Origin of the sequence: Vibrio sp. CB1-14 (genome assembly GCF_040412085.2) — a bacterium.
Classification (GTDB): Bacteria; Pseudomonadota; Gammaproteobacteria; order Enterobacterales; family Vibrionaceae; genus Vibrio; species Vibrio chaetopteri.
Map to the genome: position 1 here is coordinate 345,277 of NZ_CP115921.1, position 21,513 is coordinate 366,789.

The window sequence follows — 21,513 nt, forward strand, 5'->3', positions numbered from 1 at the left end:
GGAGCGACCCCCATGGCAACCCCTCATATCAATGCAAAACCAGGTGATTTCGCAGAGACAGTACTAATGCCAGGCGATCCACTTCGCGCACAATACATCGCAGAAACTTTCTTAGAAGACGTAGAGAAAGTGTGTGACGTTCGCAACATGTTTGGCTACACAGGTACCTATAAAGGCAAGCGAGTGTCAGTGATGGGTCACGGTATGGGCATCCCTTCTTGCTGTATCTACGTTCACGAACTTATCAAAGATTACGGCGTTAAAAACGTAATTCGCGTAGGTAGCTGTGGTGCGGTACGTGACGACGTAAACCTAATGGATGTTGTGATCGGTATGGGCGCGTCAACAGACTCTAAAGTGAACCGTATTCGATTCAATGACCACGATTTTGCTGCGATTGCTGACTTCGGTCTTCTAGAAGAAGCCGTGAAGCAAGCACGCATTAAAGAAGTACCGGTTAAAGTAGGTAACATCTTCTCGGCAGACCTGTTCTACACTCCAGAAGCAGATATCTTCGACAAAATGAAGCACCTTGGCATCCTAGGTGTCGATATGGAAGCGGCGGGTATCTACGGCGTTGCTGCAGATCTTGGCGCAAAAGCTCTGACGGTACTGACGGTATCTGACCACATCATCCGTGGTGAGAAACTAAGCTCAGAAGATCGCCAAAAATCGTTCAACGATATGATGGTCGTTGCGCTAGAAACAGCGATCAACCTATAAAACAAGAAAGCCAGCTCAAGCCTGAAGTGAGCTGGCTTTTTTCTAACTGAATCGCTTTCTAGCTGAATAGTTTTCTAACGAATTAAACACTTCATCGAGCCCTATAACAATATTCAAGGCTTGATGTCACCAAACCATAGGGGGTGAACGTGTCAGAAGGCAAACTGCCGATGGCCGCGGACGGGTTACAGCTCAATTTTTGTAAAACATTGGCGTGTGACAATTTTGGACAAAGTGATGCAAACCTCTATATCCTGCAGCACCGTAACCCCAAACGGCCAGCGATGGTATGCCGCGAATGTGGCGCGTTTCCCCCCCTACTTAACAATCGAGAAGTCCTCAATGAACTGACTCGATTGAAGCAGCATCATCACGAAGGGCTCCCTTCGTGTAAAGATCCGCAATGCGAACACTTTGGCCTATCGGTACATACTCACAAAGATCGTTATCACTCTTTTGGGTTTAGTGGCGATCGCCAGCGGTATCGCTGTAAATCTTGCCAAGGTACCTTTGTCGATAAATGGTCGGGCAGTAATAAGAAACTAAGCTTCCAAGAATCGTTACTTGGGCTTCTGTTTACCGGATACTCGGTGCGCGAGATCTGTCGAAAGCTGAAAATCAATCCAAAAACCTTCTACGATCATATCGATCAAATTGCCAGTCGCTGCCGTCGTAAATTAGCGGATATTGATGGTCGTTGGATAAAACACACTGATACTTTTCATTTAGCCTCACACTATCGACCATTGCAGCCACAAAGCCACAACGGCGTATTTTGGTTTGCAACCTGCGATGCCGATTCGGGTTATGTGTTGTGCCAACATACTAACTACAGCTCAGCCGATGCTGAAAATACGCTAGAAGATCACGATGCCTACGTAGCGGGTACGCAAGTACTCCCGAAAAACTACAGTGCGGAGACCAATCATGAGATCAATACCACCGCGACCGATTTAAAAGGACAAATTGATATTACCTATCAAAACATCCTTGCGCGCAGTAACGTCGAAGATCCTCTAGGTAACTTTGCCAAGTTTCATTACCCTGCCGTAGGCTCGTTGATTAGAGCCCCCTACACGTCTTATGCTCACTACTTATCGATTCTAGAATCACTAAGCTGCGAGTCTGGAGAAAACAGCAAGCGTGTGACGGTATACATGCCACAAGATCCCGTACTGCGCTCTGCCGCGCTTACTGTTTTTCTGGGTGAAATCCAACACGGTAACGTGGAGCTAATGTACGTAGAACAAGATGAACATTGGCAAGATGCACAGTCATCCGAGCTTATTGACGTGGTACTGATGGGATGGTGGCGCGATCGCTGGGCGGTCACTCATCAACCTTCAGGGGCAAGCAAAGGAGTGTGTTACCTAGCGGGCAATAACCCGAATGTCTCTTATTGGCTACAAACCGCCTCAACCAAGCAAGTCACCTTTTATCAAGACCGTTTCCACTTGCTGTTTGAAAGCTTTGTGAATGAACCAAGACGAAAGTTAAGACCTGCGGGGATCCACCCACTGCTAGATATTTTCCGTGCTTGGCACAACCTGTGTTATCAAGACAAGCAAGGTCAAACAGCCGCTCAAAGATTAGGGGTCACCGAGGCACCGATGACCCTTCGCTGCTTACTTGAGTGAGCAATTCGATACAAGCAAGTATTACTACCAAGCGCTACAAAAAGAACAGCGAAATCCCAGCGAGCGCAAATAGAGTACCGACAACACTGCGACGTGAAATTGGCTCACCACGGATGGCATAGATAATCAGAATGAACAATGGACTGGTGGCAATCAAAGTTTGTGCGATAGCGGGATTAGCATGTTTAAGCGCAACCTGTTGTAGCCAGAGGGCAAGGAAGGTACCCACAAAAATCGCCGCCAGTAACCAGCACCAGTTTTTCTGATTCATACCTTTGCTCTGCTCAACCATCTTTCGGTACGGTTTTTTCTCAACAAAACCAATCAATAGCACCACCGCTGCGACACCAATAGTGAGACGAATCAAAGCGCCCAATAACGGTGGTAAGTCTCCTTGCACCAACGCAAAATGGGAAATGACAACACCACTTGCCTGGCACACGCTGGCCAGCAATCCAAATCCAATGCCTGACAAACTCGCCTTTTGATTGTGCTCATCGGCAGGTTGAAACACGACTGTGGTCACCGCAATGGTGGTAATAATAACGCCTAACCAACTCTGAAACCCCAACGCCGTGCCAAGCGCCACCAATGCGAGAACACCTGATAGCGGCGGTGCTAATGATTCAAGCAATAGCGTTTTGCTGGCACCAATCCGTTTCAGTGAAGCAAAGTAGGCACTGTCACCAATCGCGATGCCTATGATGCCAGATATGCCGAGTATCCAGACATAGCTCGCCTCTAATTGCACATCCGGCATTGGAACGAAAGGCATCACCAGTAGCATCATTACCGATGCCAAAATACCCTTAATGATATTTAGCTGCATCGCAGAGAAATGATGACTGAACTGACTGTATATCCATGTGGCGACTGCCCACACAATTGCAGCACCAATGGCTGCAAATTCACCAATAAATTGCACTCAACCCTCTAATATTTATCAGTTTGCTATTGCATAATACATAATTACAACAAATACTTAACCAGCGTAAATTGATTACGCGATTCAATACTCTTCACCAAGGATGCATTATGTTTTTGGATTATTTTGCTTTAGGGCTACTGGTATTCGTTGCCCTGATTCTGTTTTACGGAATCATCGTCATTCACGACATCCCCTATGAGATCGCTAAAGAGCGAGATCATCCTCATCAGGATGCCATACATGTTGCAGGATGGGTAAGCTTATTTACGCTACACGCCATTTGGCCATTTTTGTGGATCTGGGCAACCCTATGGCGCAATGAGCGTGGCTGGGGCTTCCATAAACTCGAAGAAGAGCAGCACGATTTGCATCACCGTTTAGAAAAGCTCATTGACCAAGTCGATGAACTCAAGAATGAAGTAAGCTACCTCAAGGGTAAGCAGGCTCAAGAGAAAGCGGCGGCCACTCAAGTCCAGGCAGAGGAGAAGTAACCTATGGATCTATTATTGGTATTAACCTACGCCGCACTATGTATCGCTATCTTTAAGATCTTCAAGATCCCTCTCAACAAATGGACAGTACCGACTGCCGTGTTAGGTGGCGTGGTTCTAGTTGGGACATTGATTTTATTAATGAACTACAACCACCCGTTTAGCCAAATTGGCGGCCAGTTCTATTCCACTACGCCTATTGTTTCGAGCGTACGCGGTAAAGTCGTCGAGGTTGACGTCGAAGCTAACCAAAAACTTAACAAAGGCGACGTACTGTTTCGTATCGACCCTATCCCTTTTGAAGCAGAAGTGATTCGAGCTAAAGCCGCCCTAGCCGATGCCGAGCAGGATGTACTGCAGCTAGAAAGCAACTATAAAGCGTCTCAATCAGAGACCATTAAAGCGCTTGCCGAACGTGATAAAGCTGAAAGAGAGTACAATCGATATCAACAAGGCTTCAAAAAAGGTGCATTCACTGAGCAACAAGTCGATACTCGCCTACAAACCTTCAAAGCGAACCAAGCTGCACTTGAAGCGGCACAAGCACAAGAAGAGAGCGCTCGACTTGCATTTGAATCGCAAATTTTCGGTGAGAACACCATGGTTGCTCAGCTGAAAGCTCAACTGATTCAAGCCGAGTTTAATCTGCGAGAAACCACCGTTGTTGCTCCGACCGATGGCTACGTAACTCAACTAGCTCTTAGACCGGGTATGATGGCGGTACCGCTGCCACTGGCACCACTTATGACCTTTGTTCACACTGAGCAAGACTTTTATGTGGGCGCTTTCAGACAAAACTCACTGCAACGTCTTAAATCAGGTTTTGAAGCGGAGTTTCTGTTTAGAGCACTGCCGGGCAAAGTCTTTAAAGGAAAAGTTGTCGAGGTTCTGCCCACCATCCCTGAAGGCCAAATTCAAGCAAGCGGTACGTTAAGAACCACTCAAACATTCAATACTTCTGGTCGCGCTATGGTTAAGCTAGTGATTGAAGATGATATGAGTGAGTACGTACTACCAACAGGCTCTAACGCAGAAATTGCGGTGTATTCTGATAGTTTCACCCACGTATCTATCATGCGTAAGGTACTGATCCGAATGAAGAGCTGGCAAAACTACCTCTACCTGGATCACTAAGTTAGCACCATCAAAAACGGCAACCGAATCGGTTGCCGTTTTTCTATCGAATTAGTCGTCATAAGTATTGTTTGATCATAGTGGTGATTTTGTCATCCGTTGGAGAAGTGCCTGTCGAAAACACACCGACGACATTGCCATCTCGCCCTACTAGGTATTTATAAAAATTCCATTTCGGAGTAATACCGCTTTGCTTGGCGATTTCAGAGAAAACTGGATTGACGTCAGTACCTTTTACTGAGCTACGCGCCATCATTGGAAACGTCACGCCATAATCGAGATAACATACTTTGGCGGTATTCTCTTCGCTACCTCTATCTTGATTGAAGTCGTTGGAAGGAAAACCAACGACACTAAACCCCTGATCTTTAAACTGATTATGCAGGTTTTCTAACTGTTCGAATTGGCCGGTAAAACCACATTGGCTGGCCGTATTCACTACCAACAACACTTTGCCTTGATATTCGTCACATAGGCTCACTGTATCGGCCGAGTTTAGTTTTCGCTGAGTAGAATCTAGGAGGGTTGGACAACTACTCGCCAGTGTTTCCTTGGCGAAAAGGCCAAATAACAGTCCGAGTATAAGTGCTTTAAAAACCATGCTCATTGCCACCTCCTTATTGCGAACATTTTCTTACGGGTAAACTTAAGAATAGTTCAAACCCCAAAAGGGCGCTATTTAGAAGCCTGTTTGGTCTCTAGTCGTAGACTAGGTATTATCGCATAGAAAGCAAAACAGCCACGGTATCGTGGCTGTTTTGAATCCTGCGAAACATTTTCGTTATGCAAGCGTTGCTTTGAACTGCTCAAGCAGTTCACGTTGCTTATCAGTAAGATTCGTCGGAGTGTCTACCTGAATTTTTACCAATAGGTCACCCGTTTCACCTTTACGACTCGTCACGCCACGGCCGGTCATTTTGAATTTTCGACCTGATTGCGTTCCAGCAGGAATTTTGAGTTTAAAGCGGCTATCCAACACATTGACTTCCACTTCACCGCCCAAAGCTGCCGTGACCATAGAAACTTTGGTCAAACAGATAAGGTCATTGCCATCACGCTCAAGAAAAGCATGAGAACGAGTCGCGATGGTCAATAGCAAATCACCAGCTGGGCCACCATTGATACCTGGGCGACCTTTTCCAGAGAAGCGGATCTTCTCTCCGTCTTTAATGCCAACCGGAACTTTTACATTGATCTTTTTGCTCTCACCGTTGATTGGCAGTTCAACTACCTTTTCGGCACCTTGAATCGCATCGACAAAATCAACGGTTAACGTGTATTCCTGATCTTGACCTTTTTCTGCTCTGGGGCGGCCACGTCCGCCACGAGCTTGAGAGAAAATGTCCTCAAAACCACCAAAGCCACCGCCGCCAAATCCGCCACCGCCGAATCCGCCGCCACGCTGTCTAAATGCATCACCGAAAATATCATCAAAGCCACCACCACCGCTGTGACCGCCGTGACCACCAAAACCGCCACCTTCAAACGCCGCATGCCCAAACTGGTCATACTGACGACGTTTATTAGTATCCGTTAGCACCTCGTAAGCTTCTTTTACTTCTTTAAAGCTCGCTTCTGCTGCAGTGTCTCCAGGATTTTTATCAGGATGGTATTTCATCGCCAAGCGCTTGTAGGCCTTTTTGATGTCCTTTTCTGAGGCTCCTTTCGAGACACCTAGCACGCTGTAATAATCTCTTTTCGACATGCTAAAACCTCACTCACTCTCTTACTCAAACATAAAAAGGGCGTTCGAGTTTCCGCGACGCCCTGAATTCCGATAAGTTTATGTATTTATGCCCATAACTCAACTTTTTCTTAAATCTCTTACTCACCGCAGAGCCAACCAATATTCAAACAACCAAGATTCTCAGTCAGCAATAAAGCCAGATGCATGACCATGCATAAACCACTATCATGCACAGCGCTGTTTCAAACAGCCCCACATCGAGGCTAAATCTGTCACCGTGATGTCACACAATGTGTTTAGTTTTACTAGTTCACTTATTCAACGCAGAACGGAACTGGCGTTTGAATCCTACCCCATTTTCTAGATAACCTAGTTCTCAATTACATCTCATCCCCAATGGAGTGTGATTGAACATCAAGATTATCTCTTTTGATCAAACTTTAGGTTTTATGGGCTAGATTGCATAGTAAAGTTCTGTTCTGATAGTAAATGATTTAACGACGTCTTTGAGTGTATTGGTCATAGAGAGCTTATCCATAGAAGGTTTGCCACACATCACACTCCCCCAAAACGTCTTTTGTGCTGTTATATAAGGAGTTATACAATGCCGAAGGAAAACCAATATTCCCACATTTCTAGTAATGCGCGTTTGCGTAATACCACCGCGATGATTTTAGCGGGTGGGAAAGGCACTAGACTAAAAGAACTCACCTCAAATATCGCAAAACCTGCGGTATCCTTTGGCGGGAAGTTCAAAATCATCGATTTTACACTCTCCAACTGCATCAACTCGGGTATTCGTCGAGTTGGCGTGCTTACCCAATATATGGCGCACGATCTAATAAGCCACATCCAATCTGGCTGGCAGTCGTCTTATTCTGCGCTAGGTGAAGGGGTCTACATTATCCCTGCTCAGCAACGTGTTGGGGAAAACTGGTATCGCGGTACGGCCGATGCGTTGTACCAAAACCTCGACCTCATCAAACGTGTCGACCACACTGAACGTGTGTTGATCTTGGGCGGTGACCACATCTACAAAATGGACTACTCGCGCATGATCAACTTCCATGTTGAAAGCGGTGCGGATGTCACTGTTGCCTGTATCCAGAAACCAATTGAGCAGGCGTCAGAATTCGGCGTAATGGGTCTTAATGAAGATGGTGACATCATCAACTTTGTAGAAAAACCAGCCAACCCAACTCCAATGCCAAACAATAAAGATAAGGCGCTCATCTCAATGGGTATTTATATCTTTAATGTAGACGTGTTGGATGCCGAGCTTAGACAAGCCTTAGATGATCCAAACTATAAACACGACTTTGGACACAACATTATCCCTAGCCTTATTGGCCGCAAGAAGGTCAAAGGTTACGTGTTCACCGAGCGTGGTCATCCTGGTGCCAACGGCTATTGGCGCGATGTGGGTCATGTAGACGAGTACTACGCTGCAACAATGGACTTGCTTGCACCGACACCAGAACTTGATCTTTACGATACCAGCTGGCCTATCATGACCAACCAAGTGCAACGACCTGGGGTGAAGTTCTTATTCAATGACCCACAACGCCGAGGTTTCGCTGTTGACTCAGTCCTTTGCGCAGGTGCTATCATCTCCGGTGGTCAGGTTGACCATAGCTTGGTTTCCTCGGACGTTCGCGTCGAAGACTTTGCGGAAGTGAAAGACAGCATCTTGTTGCCGCGAGCCGTAGTTGGCAGTAGCTGTAAGCTAAAGAAAGTGATTGTTGCAGAAGGGTGTGTCGTCCCTGATGGTACTGTGATCGGCTATGATCTTGAAGAAGACCAAAAACGTTACACCGTCACCGAAAGTGGTGTGGTGTTGGTTTGCTCTGAGATGTTTGAAACAAGCAATACCGCTTCTCACCAAGAAAACCCTGAAGCGATTATTTCGTAAAAACACCGACTCTGAGTGGCTCCTTCCCTCAGCTAGTTAGCTGGTAACTAGGGAATCAGACAACAACCATTAGAAGCAAGTACCAGTAGCAGTACTTGCTTCTTTTTTACTCAACAAGCACTCTTATAGAGCTTGAGCGCATCATAAAATGCCGCCATAGTGGTGTTGTGAGCTTCAAACAACTCATCGGCATTGACGCGGCCACGAACCGCCGTCAGATACTGCTCGGCAATCGCATCGGTTTTCGCTCGATGTATCTCTATCAACTTTTTACCCGGCGGGGTGACAGCAAGTATCTTTTTGATTCGACCACTCTGCTTGATCTTGGTAGCTGTCAGAAGTTCCGCAGACTCTAGTTCACGTACCGCTTTGTTCACTTTAGAGGTATCAGCAAGAAAAGCTTGGCTAATCATATATTGAGTGCATTCGGTCGAGTCTTGCTCTGAACATTTGTCGACATACTGAAGGACAAAAAAATTGAACAGCGACAGTTTAATGTTGGTTGATTCCGAGAGGATCTTCTTGAGGTGTTCCGTCACCAAATAGCAAATATATCCATCACTGGGTAGCGGGCTCATAATGTGTCAGCTCCAGAGAAGTAAATGGTGCGCCCAATATAACAGCCGGTAAGTGCTTAGATAAACAATAATGTTTTGTTACACCAATAATGTGACTTGGCCATATTTTTGACACTATTTGCCATTTATGTACTACAAATGACTGATTTTTTCAGTTATAGAAAATTACGCTCATATCGTCATAATAGACTTACCGCGTCGATAGTATAGCTTGGCGATGGCCGTCACAGCCGAACCAAGCGTTCTCTCTCTTGATGCGATTAACCCTTTGAAGAGGAAATGCCTCTTCGGATTGTATTACGGAATTTAATTTATTGAATAACGTTTTGGCGGGCGACAATGCCCGCTTTTTTTACGCCTTCTGCACGCCACTCTTCAACCTCCCTCAAATGTCACATAGTCATAAGATATAATTTAAGTTTTACTCAATAATATTGAAGACTTGCACTAATCCAGCTAGGATTTTCAATCAGCACGATGGCGTGTTTTGCAATAATATGATGGAGAGCAAAGGCATGACGAATCAATATGTTCCACCTAAAGTTTGGACGCACGATAGCGAAAGTGGTGGTCAGTGGGCTAGTATCAACCGACCTGATTCAGGAGCAAGACACGAACAGCCGCTTCCCTCTGGCGAGCATGCGCTACAGCTCTATTCGTTAGCAACACCCAACGGTCAAAAAGTCACTATCATGCTTGAAGAACTACTTGCACTTGGTAAGACAGAGGCGGAATACGACGCTTACACCATCAAAATCGGTGATGGCGACCAATTTGGCTCTGGCTTTGTAGCCGTGAACCCAAACTCAAAAATTCCAGCTTTACTGGATCGCACTGGCGACGAGCCAGTTCGCGTTTTTGAGTCGGGGAATATTCTGCTTTATCTCGCTGAAAAATTTGATGCGCTGTTACCTAAAACAGCTAACAAGCGCGTGGAAGCGATGAACTGGTTATTCTGGCTGCAAGGTTCAGCGCCTTATTTGGGAGGCGGTTTCGGCCACTTCTATGCTTATGCACCAGAAAAATTCGAATACCCAATCAATCGCTTCACAATGGAAACTAAACGCCAACTTCACCTTCTTGATGCGCGCCTAGCTGAGAATCAGTTCCTTGCGGGAGACGAGTACACGATTGCAGATATTGCTACCTGGCCATGGTATGGCAACTTAGTAATCAACAATCAGTACGACGCTGCCCAGTTCCTAGATGTTGAAAGTTACCCTAACCTAATACGCTGGGCAAAAGATATTGCAGAACGTCCAGCGGTGAAGCGAGGCCGTATTGTTAACCGTGTGTGGGGAGAAAAATGGGAAACGTTAGCCGAGCGCCACAGTGCATCCGATATTGACGAAGTCCTCGCCAAACAGCCTAAATAAAATAATACTGACATTGCAACAAGGTGCACAAAAGGAGCCTACCCTTAGAGAAAGCCCTCATTTTGTGTGATAGGCTCCACAGAAATAGCGGTGTTGAATATCGGCACACCGCTATTTTTTACAAGGAGTGTGACAAGGAACGTTGATATAAATGTCTAAAGAAGAATTCTGTCATCTGGCAAGCTTTGAGGCATTCAATGGAATGGATGTCATCAACGCACAGTTTATCGATACCACATTTGGCAAACACGCACATGGTGAGTTTGTGATTACGCTTGTTGATGCAGGTGTTCAGCAATTCTTTCATAAAGGTGCTACTCACAATGCCATCAGTGGCGATATTTGTGTTATCAGTCCAGACGAGATCCATACCGGCAGCAAAGGTTGTGAGCAAGGGTGGCGATATCGCGGTATCTACCCAAGTGAACAGCAAGTGCGCGATATCTATAAAGAGATGTACTCGAAAGATGGGTTGCCATCATTTCGTGAAAGCATCATCTCTGATGACCGGTTAAAACGGCAAATGCACCTACTGCTTTCTACTATTCATAGTGGTGGAGAGCAACTTGAAGTCGAGAGTCACTTAGAGCTGTTACTAGTAAAAATCATCTTGCAATACGGCTCATCTAGACTCGCGAATACTAATGGTTTGGATGCCAAATCCAACATCATTATTGCCCGTGATTATCTTGCTGACAATTGCACCAATAAGGTTTCACTCGATGAGCTGGCGCATTTAACCGGTGTAAGTAAATATCATTTGATCCATGAGTTTAAACGACATTTAGGCGTTACTCCTCACCAATTTCAAGTCCAACAAAGAGTCAGCTATTCTAAATCCTTATTAAAGGCAGGACACAAGCCCATTGATGTCGCAGTAGCCTGTGGTTTCCATGACCAAAGTCACTTTCACAAAACCTTCGTCAGCGCCATGGGGATCAACCCAAAGACCTACCAACAACAATTTTTTACAAGATAACTGACCCCAGACTCATTAGAGTAGCGACTGAATAAACAAATAAAATAACAACGTCAGTAGCTAGGTTAGTTGGAGTAAAAAACAAAATGGAGTTACATCAAGTCGAGTTCTCGACAGAACGATCTCGTTCGTACAAATTGGCTTTGAATCAATTTCCTGAGTGTTGGAAAGAAGACACGTTAATGATGTATGACTTTCTTTCCCCTCAATACGGTGAGTCAATACTAGAAATTGGAGCGGGAAGTGGCTTTTTCTCATTCGATATTTCTACCGCTATTGGTCCTGAAGGACGACTATTTGTTGTCGACCCTTCTCCAGACCAATTAAGACCCATTTACGAACGAGCAGATGAAAATATCACCATCATGCAAAGGCCTGCAGAAGATATTTCTCTTTCTGAAGGGGTTCAGCTCGATGCTATATGGTCACGCGGCGCTTTCCACCATGTAAAGAGTAAAGAGGCCGTCTTGAGCAACTTGGCGCAGTTTGCTAAGCCCGGCGCACGACTGGTGATTTGTGACATTTTCAGTGGCACTAAGCTATCAGACTATTTTGATGAGCATGTGGCTATTTCATGCACTACGGGCCACGAAGTCAGCTTTTTGAGCAAACCTTACGCCAAAAGTTTGTGCAAACTTACTGGGTGGAGCGAGCCTAAGTTCACTGATCTTGCACTACAGTGGCATTTTGAGCGAAAAGAAGATATCGGTGTCTTCCTGTCACTCCTTCATTCCAATAAGCCTGAGTATTCTCACAAACACAGTTTGGATGATGCAGAGCGACTACTTGGCATTCGCCGCACACCAACGGGGTGGGCACTCAATTGGCCAATGACAGTGATGACGGCCATTAAGGAATAAGATGGAAAGTCAGCTAGCGTTTATCACCATTTGCATAGCTTCAGCCTCATCTCCGGGACCGGGGATGCTGGCGGTATTGAGCAACAGTTTAAACCAGAATATGCAACGGACGATTCCGGTTATACTCGGTATTTCTACCGGGCTATTGCTGGCATCAATACTGTCTAACTCTTGGCTGTTGACCCTAGTTCATACGAACGCTCTTGCCTACCAAGTCATGACCGGATTATGTAGCAGCTACATTATCTACCTAGGCTGCCGTGCGATTTACTATTCAACAAGCCAGGCGCTGATTGAATCACGCTCCTATGGGTATAAGAGTGGCGTGCTGATCTCGTTGCTAAATCCAAAAACCATTGTCTTCTTTGGTGCGCTGTTTCCACTTTTCGTGAAAAGCGAGCAGTACTTTGCCTTGCAAGCCGCGCTGCTAACTCTAGAGCTCGTGGTGATTACGCTGTCAATACACCTGTTACTGTCGCTCGCAACGGAAAAAGTAGCTCGGTTTCTTAAACGATATGTCGTGACAATAAATCGACTAACAGGGCTGTTGTTTATTGCACTTGGGTTGAGCGGATTGATGCTTCAAGTATAAAAAAACGGCCAAATTAGTGGCCGTTTTTCAATTGCATCGATTGCGCTTATAGAACCGTAATAATATCTTCTTGAGCTAGACGAGACTTAGGTAGACCGTAGTTATAGTCTTCACCGTCTTTGTGGTAGCCAAGTGCAAGTGCAAAATCACACACATAACCGCCTAGTTCATCTTTAAAGAGCTCACCAATCATTTCTGGATCCACACCTTCCATTGGAGTCGATGCAATACCCATACGAGCAAGCGTGTGAAGTACGTTGCCAAGCGCAATGTAGGTTTGTGCTTTTGTCCACTGACCGTTGAAGCCACTTTCATCCGTGTTTAGCTCTGCAAAGCCAAACGCACCGTTCAACATTTGATCGTACATATCTGCTGGCAAATGACCCGATGTCACCTCAACATCAACCACTTTTTTGTAGTCGTCTTTAGTAAAGTGCGGGTTATGTGCAAACAGAATCGTGTGAGACGCTTCTTTCGCATGTGGTTGGTTGAACTGGTGCATATTCGCAAAAGTGTCGTGGAAACGCTGCTTCGCTTCATCACTTTCGATCACAATAAACTTCCACGGCTGCGAGTTGATTGAAGACGCAGATAGACGAATAGCCTCTTTGATCACGTCCATGTCTTCTGCAGAAATACGTTTTGTTGCATCGTATTTTTTCGCGGTATAACGAGTATTCAGATCTTTGATAATTTGATGAGTCACTTTGCACTCTCCACTCTATATTCTGTAATGACTATTTCTTAAACGACTTAGCTAGTTCGCACTCTTTCCGACAGTGACATAAGAGTCAATGCGGCGGTGCTTAACCGAGTGCCAACATTGGCGATGAGGGTAGATTAAAGCCAAAGCTCCATCAGAAAAATAGACAAATCATCCAGACATTATGGACAAAACCACCCACAATGAACCAAGAAAAGGGGAACTCATTGTGCCTTTGATTAATTTATCGCCGAACCGCGATCCCATCGACAAAAAAATACGCCACGAAACGCTATGCTTTAAGTAGGTTTAGCAGCAAGAGAGTATGGTCATGAAATATAAACATATCCTTGTCGCACTGGAGCTTTCCGACGAGAGCAAAGTGTTGATTGATAGAGCCGTTTTTCTAGCAGAACTGTTGGACGCAGATGTGTCATTCATCCATATCGATGGTACACATGGTGAAATTTATCACGAGCTGGTTGATTTAGTCACCGCTCCCGAACAAAGACCCTTGACTGTCGAAGCGACAGAGCAATTACACGGCTTCGCCGAGTATGCTAAGTGCACTTTGAAGCATTTCATCGTTGGAACTGGCGATCTTGGCGACAAAGTAAAAGTTGCTATTGCAGAAAATGACTTTGATCTTCTTATCTGTGGTCACCACCACGACTTCTGGAGCAAGCTGATATCCGCATCTCGCCAAGTCATTAATAGCTCTCCAGTGGACGTGCTTGTTGTTCCTATGGAAGATTGAAACACAACACCATTCAAGCCCAAAGCTTGTTGCTCGGTGCTAAAGATTGAGCACTCCAGTGTTTGGGCTTGCATTAAGTATGCTCTGCTTCCATAAATAGACATTGCTTTGACGGCGGTGACGTTGGAGCTGTTATTTATTTAAAGTCAGCATTATGCGAACAAAGCTATCGTCTTCGTATTGGATCTGGTAAGCAAAGATTTCGTTGGCGTAAATGGCTCCGAGGAATAGATGTTTCTCACGAATAGTACCGCGAAACAGAATCGAAACATCCGCAATCATTTGATTCTTGCTGCCGAAGTGGGCATTAAGATCGTTAGACAGTACACAAAGCAAGCAGCCATTTTCATCGTGGCTTAAATCGACCTTTTCCGGCGTTGATAATAGCGCTGTCGTACCCAGCTTTTTCTCCAGTTCACGTATCAATAGCAGATAGCTATCAAGGTGAGGCTGCAAAGCTTCTGGTTTGGCTTCTATACCTGTTAGCAGTACGTCTTCTAAATCGACTTGAGATTTCTTAGCTTGTAAGCTCATTGTTTTCAGTTGCTTACGTATCGATTTGTACTTGTTACTTTTAAGTTTCGGTTTCAGCCAGCGAACCAAGAGTTCATTCTTTTTCTCACGATCAAAGACCTGTGATTTGCGATCAAGTTTGTGAAACTCTAGAAATAACAGGGCGTGCAGAGACACCTCGGTCAAAAGCTGGATTGATTCCGAGTTAGACGTACTCATTTGCTTTGAACTGGATCCTTTGTTCTGCATCGTAGTCTGTAGGTAATATAAGGAAAGGAGTAATGGTGCCGAGAGAGGGACTCGAACCCTCACACCAAAGGCACTAGCACCTCATGCTAGCGTGTCTACCAATTTCACCATCTCGGCATCGATGATACGTTGCTTGCCGTATCCATTGACGTCCACTTAATTAGCGGATGTTGAAATATTAACTGACGATTTTCTGCTTGTATAGCGTTTGCTTGGATAAATGCAGTAAAATCAGTTTGTTCGGTGAATAATTCATCAGTTTGAATATTTGACATCCACTGGTCTATTCCCATCAGCATAGTTTCCTGTAAGCCCATTTTCTATAAACCTATTTTTCTACAAACCTATTTCCCCACAAACATAGTGCAGATTCGCCCAAAGCCAATCATTGACGTTGCCATCGGCTAACACATAACTGGCGTTTATATTTGAACTCAATTTTGCGTTATGTATCCAAAGGAAACCCTTGGTTACACTCTCTTTATCCAAATCCCAATCACCCAAATCGCTACGGATAGCCTGAATCAGGGAACAAACATGTTCAGACTAATAAAAAGAGCGTTACATTTTAGTACTAAGTCCGCTGTCATCATCGGCGGTTTTCTCTCTCTGAGTTATATGTTTGCTCAGCTCTCTACGGTTCATGGTAAATCACTGCCTGCCGACTATTTCTCACAAGACTTGCCTAGCATTCTTGGTCTGTTGAATTCTGAATTCTTTATGGGCGTGATTTTTGTTATCACCCTGTCCATCATTACCTATGTGCTCTATCTGCTGTGGCAATTGCACGAAGTTGCGGTACACCGCAGTCAATACATGCAAAGCGCACATGCTAATCTAGTATTCGCTCTGTCTTTATGTGGCCTGTTCATCGACAAACTTTGGTGGGTACTGGCCATTATTATTGCCTTTACCAACTGGGATGCAGTCGCAAGCGCTGTGAGTAAAGTAATTCACAGTGGCATCCATGGTAATAAAAAGTCGGAGGACGCGTAATGAAAGAAATCATGCTTCCTTATGTGCTGATTATTTGGCTGCTGGTCAAACTTGGCGTTATTAAATGGACACTGCGTAATGCGGTTATTAGTGTCGGGTTTGGTGTGTTCCTCGCATTCATGCTGTTTACCGCGCACCGCTTTTGGTCACCGGCAGATTTGACCGATAGCACCACAGTCAAAGCGCCGCATGCGGTGTTGAGCCCGTTATTTGGCCAACAGGTGAAAAAGATCTACGTCACCCACAACCAAGAAGTGAAAAAAGGCGATTTGCTGTACACCTTGGAATCGGAAGATACGGATCATGAACTAAAAAGTTTACAATCGAGTTTAGTGGCAGCGGAACATCGAATTACCAGCATTGAAGAGCAGATTGCTATCGATGAAAAAAACCATCGCCGCTTAATCAATCTCGACGAGTTTAGCTCCGAGCAAGAGCGCGATGAACTGCATACCCAAATTCAGCAAGGTCATGCGGATCTCATGGCTGCCAAATCGGATATGGATGGCATCAGCGCGCAAATCAGTCAGAAGCAGTGGCTGAACGACCGAAATCAGGTTCGTGCACCATTCGACGGAATTGTAGGCGTTATAAACATTGCTGAAGGCTCTAGAACTGGCAACTTGCATCTGTTCGATACCAACCGAAAGTTTGTTGAAATGCGCGTTAGCGATCAAACCTATCGCTATATTGAGCAAGGGCAATTTGCAGAGTTTTTTGTTAACTCTCACCCTGGCGAAGTGTTTCGAGGCCGAGTGCACAGCATTACGAGCAATACTGGTGAAGCCACCGTCTCTGCACAAGGTTCCACGCAGCATGTAAGACAGCACGTTGGCAATAACACGAGCAGCCATGGTCGTACAGTCATCATCGAGTTTAACGAACCAGAAGGCTACAACGTACCACTTGGTGCAACTGGCTCTGGCTGGATATCTGCCAACAAGCCGTCACCTAAACTCGGTTTTATGGACATCATCGGTGGTGCAACTGTTCGACTGAAGGCGCTAAAGGCCTACTTGAACGCGCTATAACAGAGTTTGGCATTAGCCCTTTGAGACCCGAACGTTATTGGAACTCTGATTGGAACTTGGAATGGAAAATTGGGTCTACCGCACCTCAACATTGTTGAGGTGCTTTTTGCATTGAATCTAGTAATTTAACGCCTCTGCGACAATTTTTTCTTGCCGCTTTTGATACTCTATGGCTTTTTTCTGACTACCAAAGCACCCTTTTTCATAAGGATTAAGTTCTCTTTTTGTCAGCTCTCCATAGACACTATCCATCGTCACTTCCTCACCATTAATCATGGTGCTGTTTTCCGCCACACTCCCCTTTTGCAATGCACTACACAGATCATCACTCGCAACACCTGACACTTGATCTATCGGTGCACTGCAAGCGGTCAATAGAATGAGAGTAGATAGTGTTACGGTTGGCTTCATCGGTATTCTCCATGTTTTGATATAACGCTTAAGGGTATGGTGTCGCTTAGCTCCTAAAGCGATGTTTTATTGCGTGTTTCATTTTTAAGTTTAGGTGAGAGAGGTTTAGAGTGATACTTTGAATCTATCGTAAATCTATTAGCCTTGCGCATTTACCCCCTCTAACTCCCCCTTTGTAGTGGTTTAATGATCCCGGACACCAAATTAGGTGGTAAAGTCTCCACCGTAAATGAGGTGTTCAATGACAAAACGACAACGACGTACATTTTCTCCTGAGTTCAAAGTAGATGCCGCAAGCTTGGTTCTTGATCAAGGTTACTCAATATCTGAGGCGGCACGATCCTTAGATATCGGCGATACAGCCTTACGACGCTGGGTAGATCAACTAAAGATTGAGCGCGGCGGAGAAACGCCAGCGGTTAAAGCTCTAACGCCAGAACAGCAGAAGATCCAAGAGTTAGAAGCTAGGATTAATCGCTTGGAAAGAGAAAAATCCATACTAAAAAAGGCCACAGCTCTCTTAATGTCGGACGAACTCGAACGTTCTCGCTAATTGACCAGTTGAGGGAGCATGAACCGGTCAAAGTTCTTTGTGAGCTGTTCGATGTAGCTTCTTCCTGCTACTACGAGTTTAAACAACGAAAGCCGGATGCCAATCGTATTCGGTTAGTCAGCCGAGTTAAGCAGCTCTTTAACATGAGTCGTGGCTCTGCCGGAAGTCGGACTCTTGCTTCTATGCTGCAGTCTGAAGGCTTCGATGTCGGACGCTTCAAAGTACGCAAGCTTATGCAAGAAGCCGGGCTGATGAGCAAACAACCAGGCTCGCATCGCTATAAGCAAGCTAAGCTAGAGCGACCAGATATCCCCAATCGATTGAAGCGTGAGTTCTCAGTTTCCACTCCAAATGACGTTTGGTGTGGCGATATTACTTACATCTGATCCGGTTCAAAGTGGAGTTATCTGGCTGTTGTACTCGACTTATTTAGTCGCAGAGTAGTGGGTTGGGCGCTATCAGACAAACCCAACGCAGAGTTGACTTGCAAAGCTTTGGATATGGCTTGGGAACAACGAGGACGGCCTAGCAACGTGATGTTCCACTCAGACCAAGGAAGCCAATACAGTAGCCTTAAATACCGTCAAAGGCTTTGGCGATATCGCATAACTCAGAGCATGAGTCGTCGAGGTAACTGCTGGGATAATGCTCCTATGGAGAGGCTATTTAGAAGCTTAAAAACCGAATGGATACCAGCTACTGGATACCTGACCCAAACTCAGGCAAAGAAGGATATCAGCTATTACTTGATGGATTACTACAATAGGCAACGGCCTCATCAAGCAAATGATGGGCTATCGCCAGTTACTGCCGAAAATCGGCTTAAGTTAGTGTCCGGAATTTGTTGACCACTACACTTATAAAAGGGGAGAAATACAGGCTCGCTCCTATCGTCACATCGCTTAAGTTAAATAGCGATGCGTAGTGAGCCAGTAGCTCCTCCCCTTAATAAGGGGAGGCAGGGAGGGTTGCTCTTCCAACAACCAATCAACCAATCAACCAATCAAAATACCGAATACTTCCTAATTTAGTCACATTTCATTTTTTAGGTACCTTTGTGCCGCTCCAATTACAGGGGCAAAACAATAATATAGGTAATAACGAAATGAAAAAAACAGCAATCATTCTCGCAATCACATCTGCATTCTCTGCAGGTGCAATGGCAGAAGGTGTAACTGGTGGTATTGAACTCGATGCTAAATTTGTTGATGGCAAAACAGAATACGTAACCTCTAACGGTTCTGGAATCAAAGCATTCATCGGTTATGAAGGATTTGGTCTTTCAGCTAAACGCAAAGCAAACTTTGAGAACGAGTACAACGTTAACTACATGCACGAATTCGAAAGCTTTTGGTTAAAAGGTGAGTACGAGTTTGTTGATAAGAAAAGTCGCCAACAACCAGCTAATGATCAAAACAAGTTTGGTGTAACAGTAGGCGGTAACGTTGCTGATATGTTTGATACATCATTCCGCTTGCGTAAAGATATCGACCTTAACTCAAACAATGGCACTGCTCGCGGCGACATCACTCGCTTTGACCTAGCTGCTGGAAAGCAACTGACAGAACGCATGTATCTAAACGCTAAAGTGGTAGGCCAGAAGCAACACGAAAAGAAAGTAATTTCTGGCGACCAAAGCAAAGACATGACCTACAACGTTGAACTGCGTGCGACATTTACTGCTATCGACAACATGATCCCATACGTTGAGATTGGTAACGAAGGTAAACACGGTGATGACAAGCGTAACACCTATGGCAAAGTAGGCATTGTCTTCCCGTTCTAATCTCCACTAATTCCCAATAAATCAAAGGTATTCGAGGGAATGAATATCTTCTCTCCTTTCTTGATTAGAGCGTCCCTGCTCAATGAAACTCTTATACCACACAATTAGAACTGGTAGTTAAATTCCACTCTTTGGTCACCATCAAAGTAATTTTGCTCCTGCGTCCAATTAGCAAAGTAGCGCACGTTAAAGCGCGGCGTAAACTGGTAAGACACCGCAAACTCGTTGGTAAAGATAGAGTCCATACCCGGTCCATACGCATTCTCAACATACGATTTTGAGCCTGAAATGGTCGTCAACCACATTGGGTTATAGTTAAGCCACAGCTTATCGGTAATCGCATACTTGGTGTAAGCACCTACAACTGCATACGTGCCTGGAATGGTATAGCCAATGTTTTGCTTCTCAACTGGGCAATCAACATTTGGCATATTTTCACAGCCTTGAAACTCGCCATTTCTCACATTGACGCCTAGACCGGCTAGCGGATAGAGATTTAGGTTACCCAGCTTTGGTAGCGCTTGAATGAAGCTGTAGGAGGCGTTTAAGCTCTCCTGCTCCACGTTGTAGTTCAAATCAACCTGAGAGCCTCGGCCATTCGTCGTGTTTACACTGAAGTTACGAAAACGAACACTATCAATGGAATTATCACGATGGCTTGAACCTGACCAGCCTAAGTACTCACCAACCACGCCTTTAACCTCGATGATATTCATCGCCATGGTCTCTGGGTTACCCGTGTCATAGGTACGGCCTACTTTAAAGTTCAGACCTTTATCAGAAGCACCAGCACCGGCTTGGGTGTAAACCGCCAGAGGGTCTGACATGTCCTGAACCTGTGTATCCGAGTCGTTAGCAGCATAAGAAGAAAAAGAGAAGCACGCAGCCACAGCTGCGCTTAAAAGGGTAATGCTCGCGCGCATGAAACTAATCCTAGAAATAAATGACGCGAGCAGACTAAGGGTCGAGAGGGGATAGAACAATTAACCCAAGGTTATAGCATTTATTACGCTAGCTCTATTGACCTTTATATTATCAATAGAGTTCAGGGAGTTATGGTCAGTTATACCGACAAAAGAATTGACGAAAACCTCGACCTGATCACTACCATCCTTCGTCTAGCGCGCTGTCAATTATGACTTCGTCGACGACTCGGTCTTCATAATCCGCAACGTTCACCTCGTCAACAATCGCCTCATCCACTAACGCATCACATTCTGCTTCGTCGTATGCGCCATCAACGATGCCAGCTGCACCACCAATCATCGCTCCTGTTTTGGCATCACCAGCCATCGCACCAACCACACCACCAACGACAGCTCCCTCTACCGCATCAGTAACCGCATTGCCAGGATCACATGGGTGATAAGCAAGTGCAGGGGTCACGCCGACAAGCATCATGGTCGTTACTAACAGTTTTTTCATTCGAGTTTCATCCAATTAATTTTAGAAAGGAGTGCCACTGTAGCGACAATAAAACTCACGGGAAAAATAGCTCCTATTTCATCAGCAAATACATAGTCACTAAATTAGCTCCTCAGACACGATGTCAAACCTTGCTATTCGAACCTCAAATATTTGCTATTTAGTTTGCTGATAGAACAGTCAGCCGATCAA

The 21,513-nt window shown here is 45.2% G+C and carries 22 protein-coding genes, 1 tRNA gene and 1 pseudogene; 14 read left to right on the forward strand and 10 right to left on the reverse strand.

The window, feature by feature from the left end:
• The first annotated feature begins 12 nt into the window (after positions 1-12).
• Positions 13-723 (forward strand): purine-nucleoside phosphorylase, encoded by a 711-nt coding sequence (gene deoD / locus PG915_RS17705; RefSeq protein WP_042495091.1) that lies wholly within the window; start codon positions 13-15, stop codon positions 721-723.
• A 170-nt stretch (positions 724-893) separates the two neighbouring features.
• Positions 894-2,360 (forward strand): lactate dehydrogenase, encoded by a 1,467-nt coding sequence (locus PG915_RS17710; protein ID WP_353500152.1) that lies wholly within the window; start codon positions 894-896, stop codon positions 2,358-2,360.
• 34 nt (positions 2,361-2,394) lie between these two features.
• Here the strand turns inward: PG915_RS17710 and PG915_RS17715 are convergent, their stop codons facing one another.
• Entirely contained in the window at positions 2,395-3,285 is an 891-nt protein-coding gene (locus PG915_RS17715; protein WP_353499740.1) for a DMT family transporter, read from the reverse strand.
• Between the two features lie 110 nt (positions 3,286-3,395).
• On the opposite strand from PG915_RS17715, the gene PG915_RS17720 reads away from it, so the two are divergent.
• Both PG915_RS17720 and PG915_RS17725 read left to right on the forward strand, forming a co-directional pair.
• The gene (locus tag PG915_RS17720) at positions 3,396-3,779 is read left to right on the forward strand and encodes a DUF3302 domain-containing protein (RefSeq protein ID WP_353499741.1); all 384 of its coding nucleotides are present in this window, start codon (positions 3,396-3,398) and stop codon (positions 3,777-3,779) included.
• Positions 3,780-3,782: 3 nt separating this feature from the next.
• Positions 3,783-4,913, forward strand: a complete 1,131-nt coding sequence (locus PG915_RS17725) for an HlyD family secretion protein (protein WP_353499742.1) — start codon at positions 3,783-3,785, stop codon at positions 4,911-4,913.
• Positions 4,914-4,971: 58 nt separating this feature from the next.
• Here PG915_RS17725 and PG915_RS17730 read toward each other — a convergent pair whose 3' ends face one another.
• Complete coding sequence (locus PG915_RS17730; protein ID WP_353500153.1) at positions 4,972-5,514, reverse strand: glutathione peroxidase; 543 nt, start codon at positions 5,512-5,514, stop codon at positions 4,972-4,974.
• A 180-nt stretch (positions 5,515-5,694) separates the two neighbouring features.
• A complete protein-coding gene (locus PG915_RS17735; protein ID WP_353499744.1) occupies positions 5,695-6,618 on the reverse strand; it encodes a DnaJ C-terminal domain-containing protein in 924 nt (307 codons plus the stop codon).
• Positions 6,619-7,204: 586 nt separating this feature from the next.
• Between PG915_RS17735 and glgC the strand changes: the two genes are divergently transcribed.
• Complete coding sequence (gene glgC / locus PG915_RS17740; protein ID WP_353499745.1) at positions 7,205-8,512, forward strand: glucose-1-phosphate adenylyltransferase; 1,308 nt, start codon at positions 7,205-7,207, stop codon at positions 8,510-8,512.
• Positions 8,513-8,622: 110 nt separating this feature from the next.
• Here the strand turns inward: glgC and PG915_RS17745 are convergent, their stop codons facing one another.
• The gene (locus tag PG915_RS17745) at positions 8,623-9,090 is read right to left on the reverse strand and encodes a hypothetical protein (protein WP_353499746.1); all 468 of its coding nucleotides are present in this window, start codon (positions 9,088-9,090) and stop codon (positions 8,623-8,625) included.
• Between the two features lie 515 nt (positions 9,091-9,605).
• Here PG915_RS17745 and yghU point away from each other — a divergent pair.
• The 4 genes from yghU to PG915_RS17765 all read left to right on the forward strand — a co-directional run bounded on the left by yghU (position 9,606) and on the right by PG915_RS17765 (position 12,897).
• Positions 9,606-10,466: a glutathione-dependent disulfide-bond oxidoreductase gene (gene yghU, locus PG915_RS17750; protein WP_353499747.1), complete on the forward strand. Its 861-nt coding sequence runs from the start codon at positions 9,606-9,608 to the stop codon at positions 10,464-10,466.
• A 151-nt stretch (positions 10,467-10,617) separates the two neighbouring features.
• Positions 10,618-11,445: an AraC family transcriptional regulator gene (locus tag PG915_RS17755; RefSeq protein ID WP_353499748.1), complete on the forward strand. Its 828-nt coding sequence runs from the start codon at positions 10,618-10,620 to the stop codon at positions 11,443-11,445.
• Between the two features lie 86 nt (positions 11,446-11,531).
• Positions 11,532-12,305: a class I SAM-dependent methyltransferase gene (locus PG915_RS17760; protein ID WP_353499749.1), complete on the forward strand. Its 774-nt coding sequence runs from the start codon at positions 11,532-11,534 to the stop codon at positions 12,303-12,305.
• 1 nt (position 12,306) lies between these two features.
• Positions 12,307-12,897 (forward strand): LysE family translocator, encoded by a 591-nt coding sequence (locus tag PG915_RS17765; protein ID WP_353499750.1) that lies wholly within the window; start codon positions 12,307-12,309, stop codon positions 12,895-12,897.
• A 46-nt stretch (positions 12,898-12,943) separates the two neighbouring features.
• Here PG915_RS17765 and PG915_RS17770 read toward each other — a convergent pair whose 3' ends face one another.
• On the reverse strand, positions 12,944-13,603 hold the full coding sequence (locus PG915_RS17770; protein ID WP_353499751.1) for a nitroreductase family protein: 660 nt from the start codon (positions 13,601-13,603) through the stop codon (positions 12,944-12,946).
• Between the two features lie 328 nt (positions 13,604-13,931).
• Between PG915_RS17770 and PG915_RS17775 the strand changes: the two genes are divergently transcribed.
• A complete protein-coding gene (locus tag PG915_RS17775; protein WP_353499752.1) occupies positions 13,932-14,357 on the forward strand; it encodes a universal stress protein in 426 nt (141 codons plus the stop codon).
• 132 nt (positions 14,358-14,489) lie between these two features.
• On the opposite strand, the gene PG915_RS17780 is transcribed toward PG915_RS17775, so the two are convergent.
• Positions 14,490-15,089 (reverse strand): DUF2913 family protein, encoded by a 600-nt coding sequence (locus PG915_RS17780; protein ID WP_353499753.1) that lies wholly within the window; start codon positions 15,087-15,089, stop codon positions 14,490-14,492.
• 63 nt (positions 15,090-15,152) lie between these two features.
• A tRNA-Leu gene (locus PG915_RS17785) sits at positions 15,153-15,236 on the reverse strand.
• 420 nt (positions 15,237-15,656) lie between these two features.
• On the opposite strand from PG915_RS17785, the gene PG915_RS17790 reads away from it, so the two are divergent.
• Positions 15,657-16,115, forward strand: coding sequence for a magnesium transporter (locus PG915_RS17790; protein WP_353499754.1), 459 nt, complete (start codon positions 15,657-15,659; stop codon positions 16,113-16,115).
• Complete coding sequence (locus PG915_RS17795) at positions 16,115-17,146, forward strand: HlyD family secretion protein (RefSeq protein ID WP_353499755.1); 1,032 nt, start codon at positions 16,115-16,117, stop codon at positions 17,144-17,146. Before PG915_RS17790 ends, PG915_RS17795 begins: the two co-directional genes overlap by 1 nt.
• 117 nt (positions 17,147-17,263) lie before the next feature.
• Here PG915_RS17795 and PG915_RS17800 read toward each other — a convergent pair whose 3' ends face one another.
• Positions 17,264-17,557, reverse strand: coding sequence for a hypothetical protein (locus tag PG915_RS17800; protein WP_353499756.1), 294 nt, complete (start codon positions 17,555-17,557; stop codon positions 17,264-17,266).
• 241 nt (positions 17,558-17,798) lie between these two features.
• On the opposite strand from PG915_RS17800, the pseudogene PG915_RS17805 reads away from it, so the two are divergent.
• Positions 17,799-18,958 (forward strand): annotated as a pseudogene (locus tag PG915_RS17805) (IS3 family transposase).
• Between the two features lie 257 nt (positions 18,959-19,215).
• Positions 19,216-19,896 carry a hypothetical protein gene (locus PG915_RS17810; protein WP_353499757.1) on the forward strand — a complete coding sequence of 227 codons (681 nt, stop codon included), beginning with the start codon at positions 19,216-19,218 and terminating at the stop codon, positions 19,894-19,896.
• Positions 19,897-20,000: 104 nt separating this feature from the next.
• Here the strand turns inward: PG915_RS17810 and PG915_RS17815 are convergent, their stop codons facing one another.
• On the reverse strand, positions 20,001-20,819 hold the full coding sequence (locus PG915_RS17815; protein ID WP_353499758.1) for a hypothetical protein: 819 nt from the start codon (positions 20,817-20,819) through the stop codon (positions 20,001-20,003).
• Between the two features lie 181 nt (positions 20,820-21,000).
• The gene (locus tag PG915_RS17820; RefSeq protein WP_353499759.1) at positions 21,001-21,321 is read right to left on the reverse strand and encodes a hypothetical protein; all 321 of its coding nucleotides are present in this window, start codon (positions 21,319-21,321) and stop codon (positions 21,001-21,003) included.
• Positions 21,322-21,513: the final 192 nt, after the last annotated feature.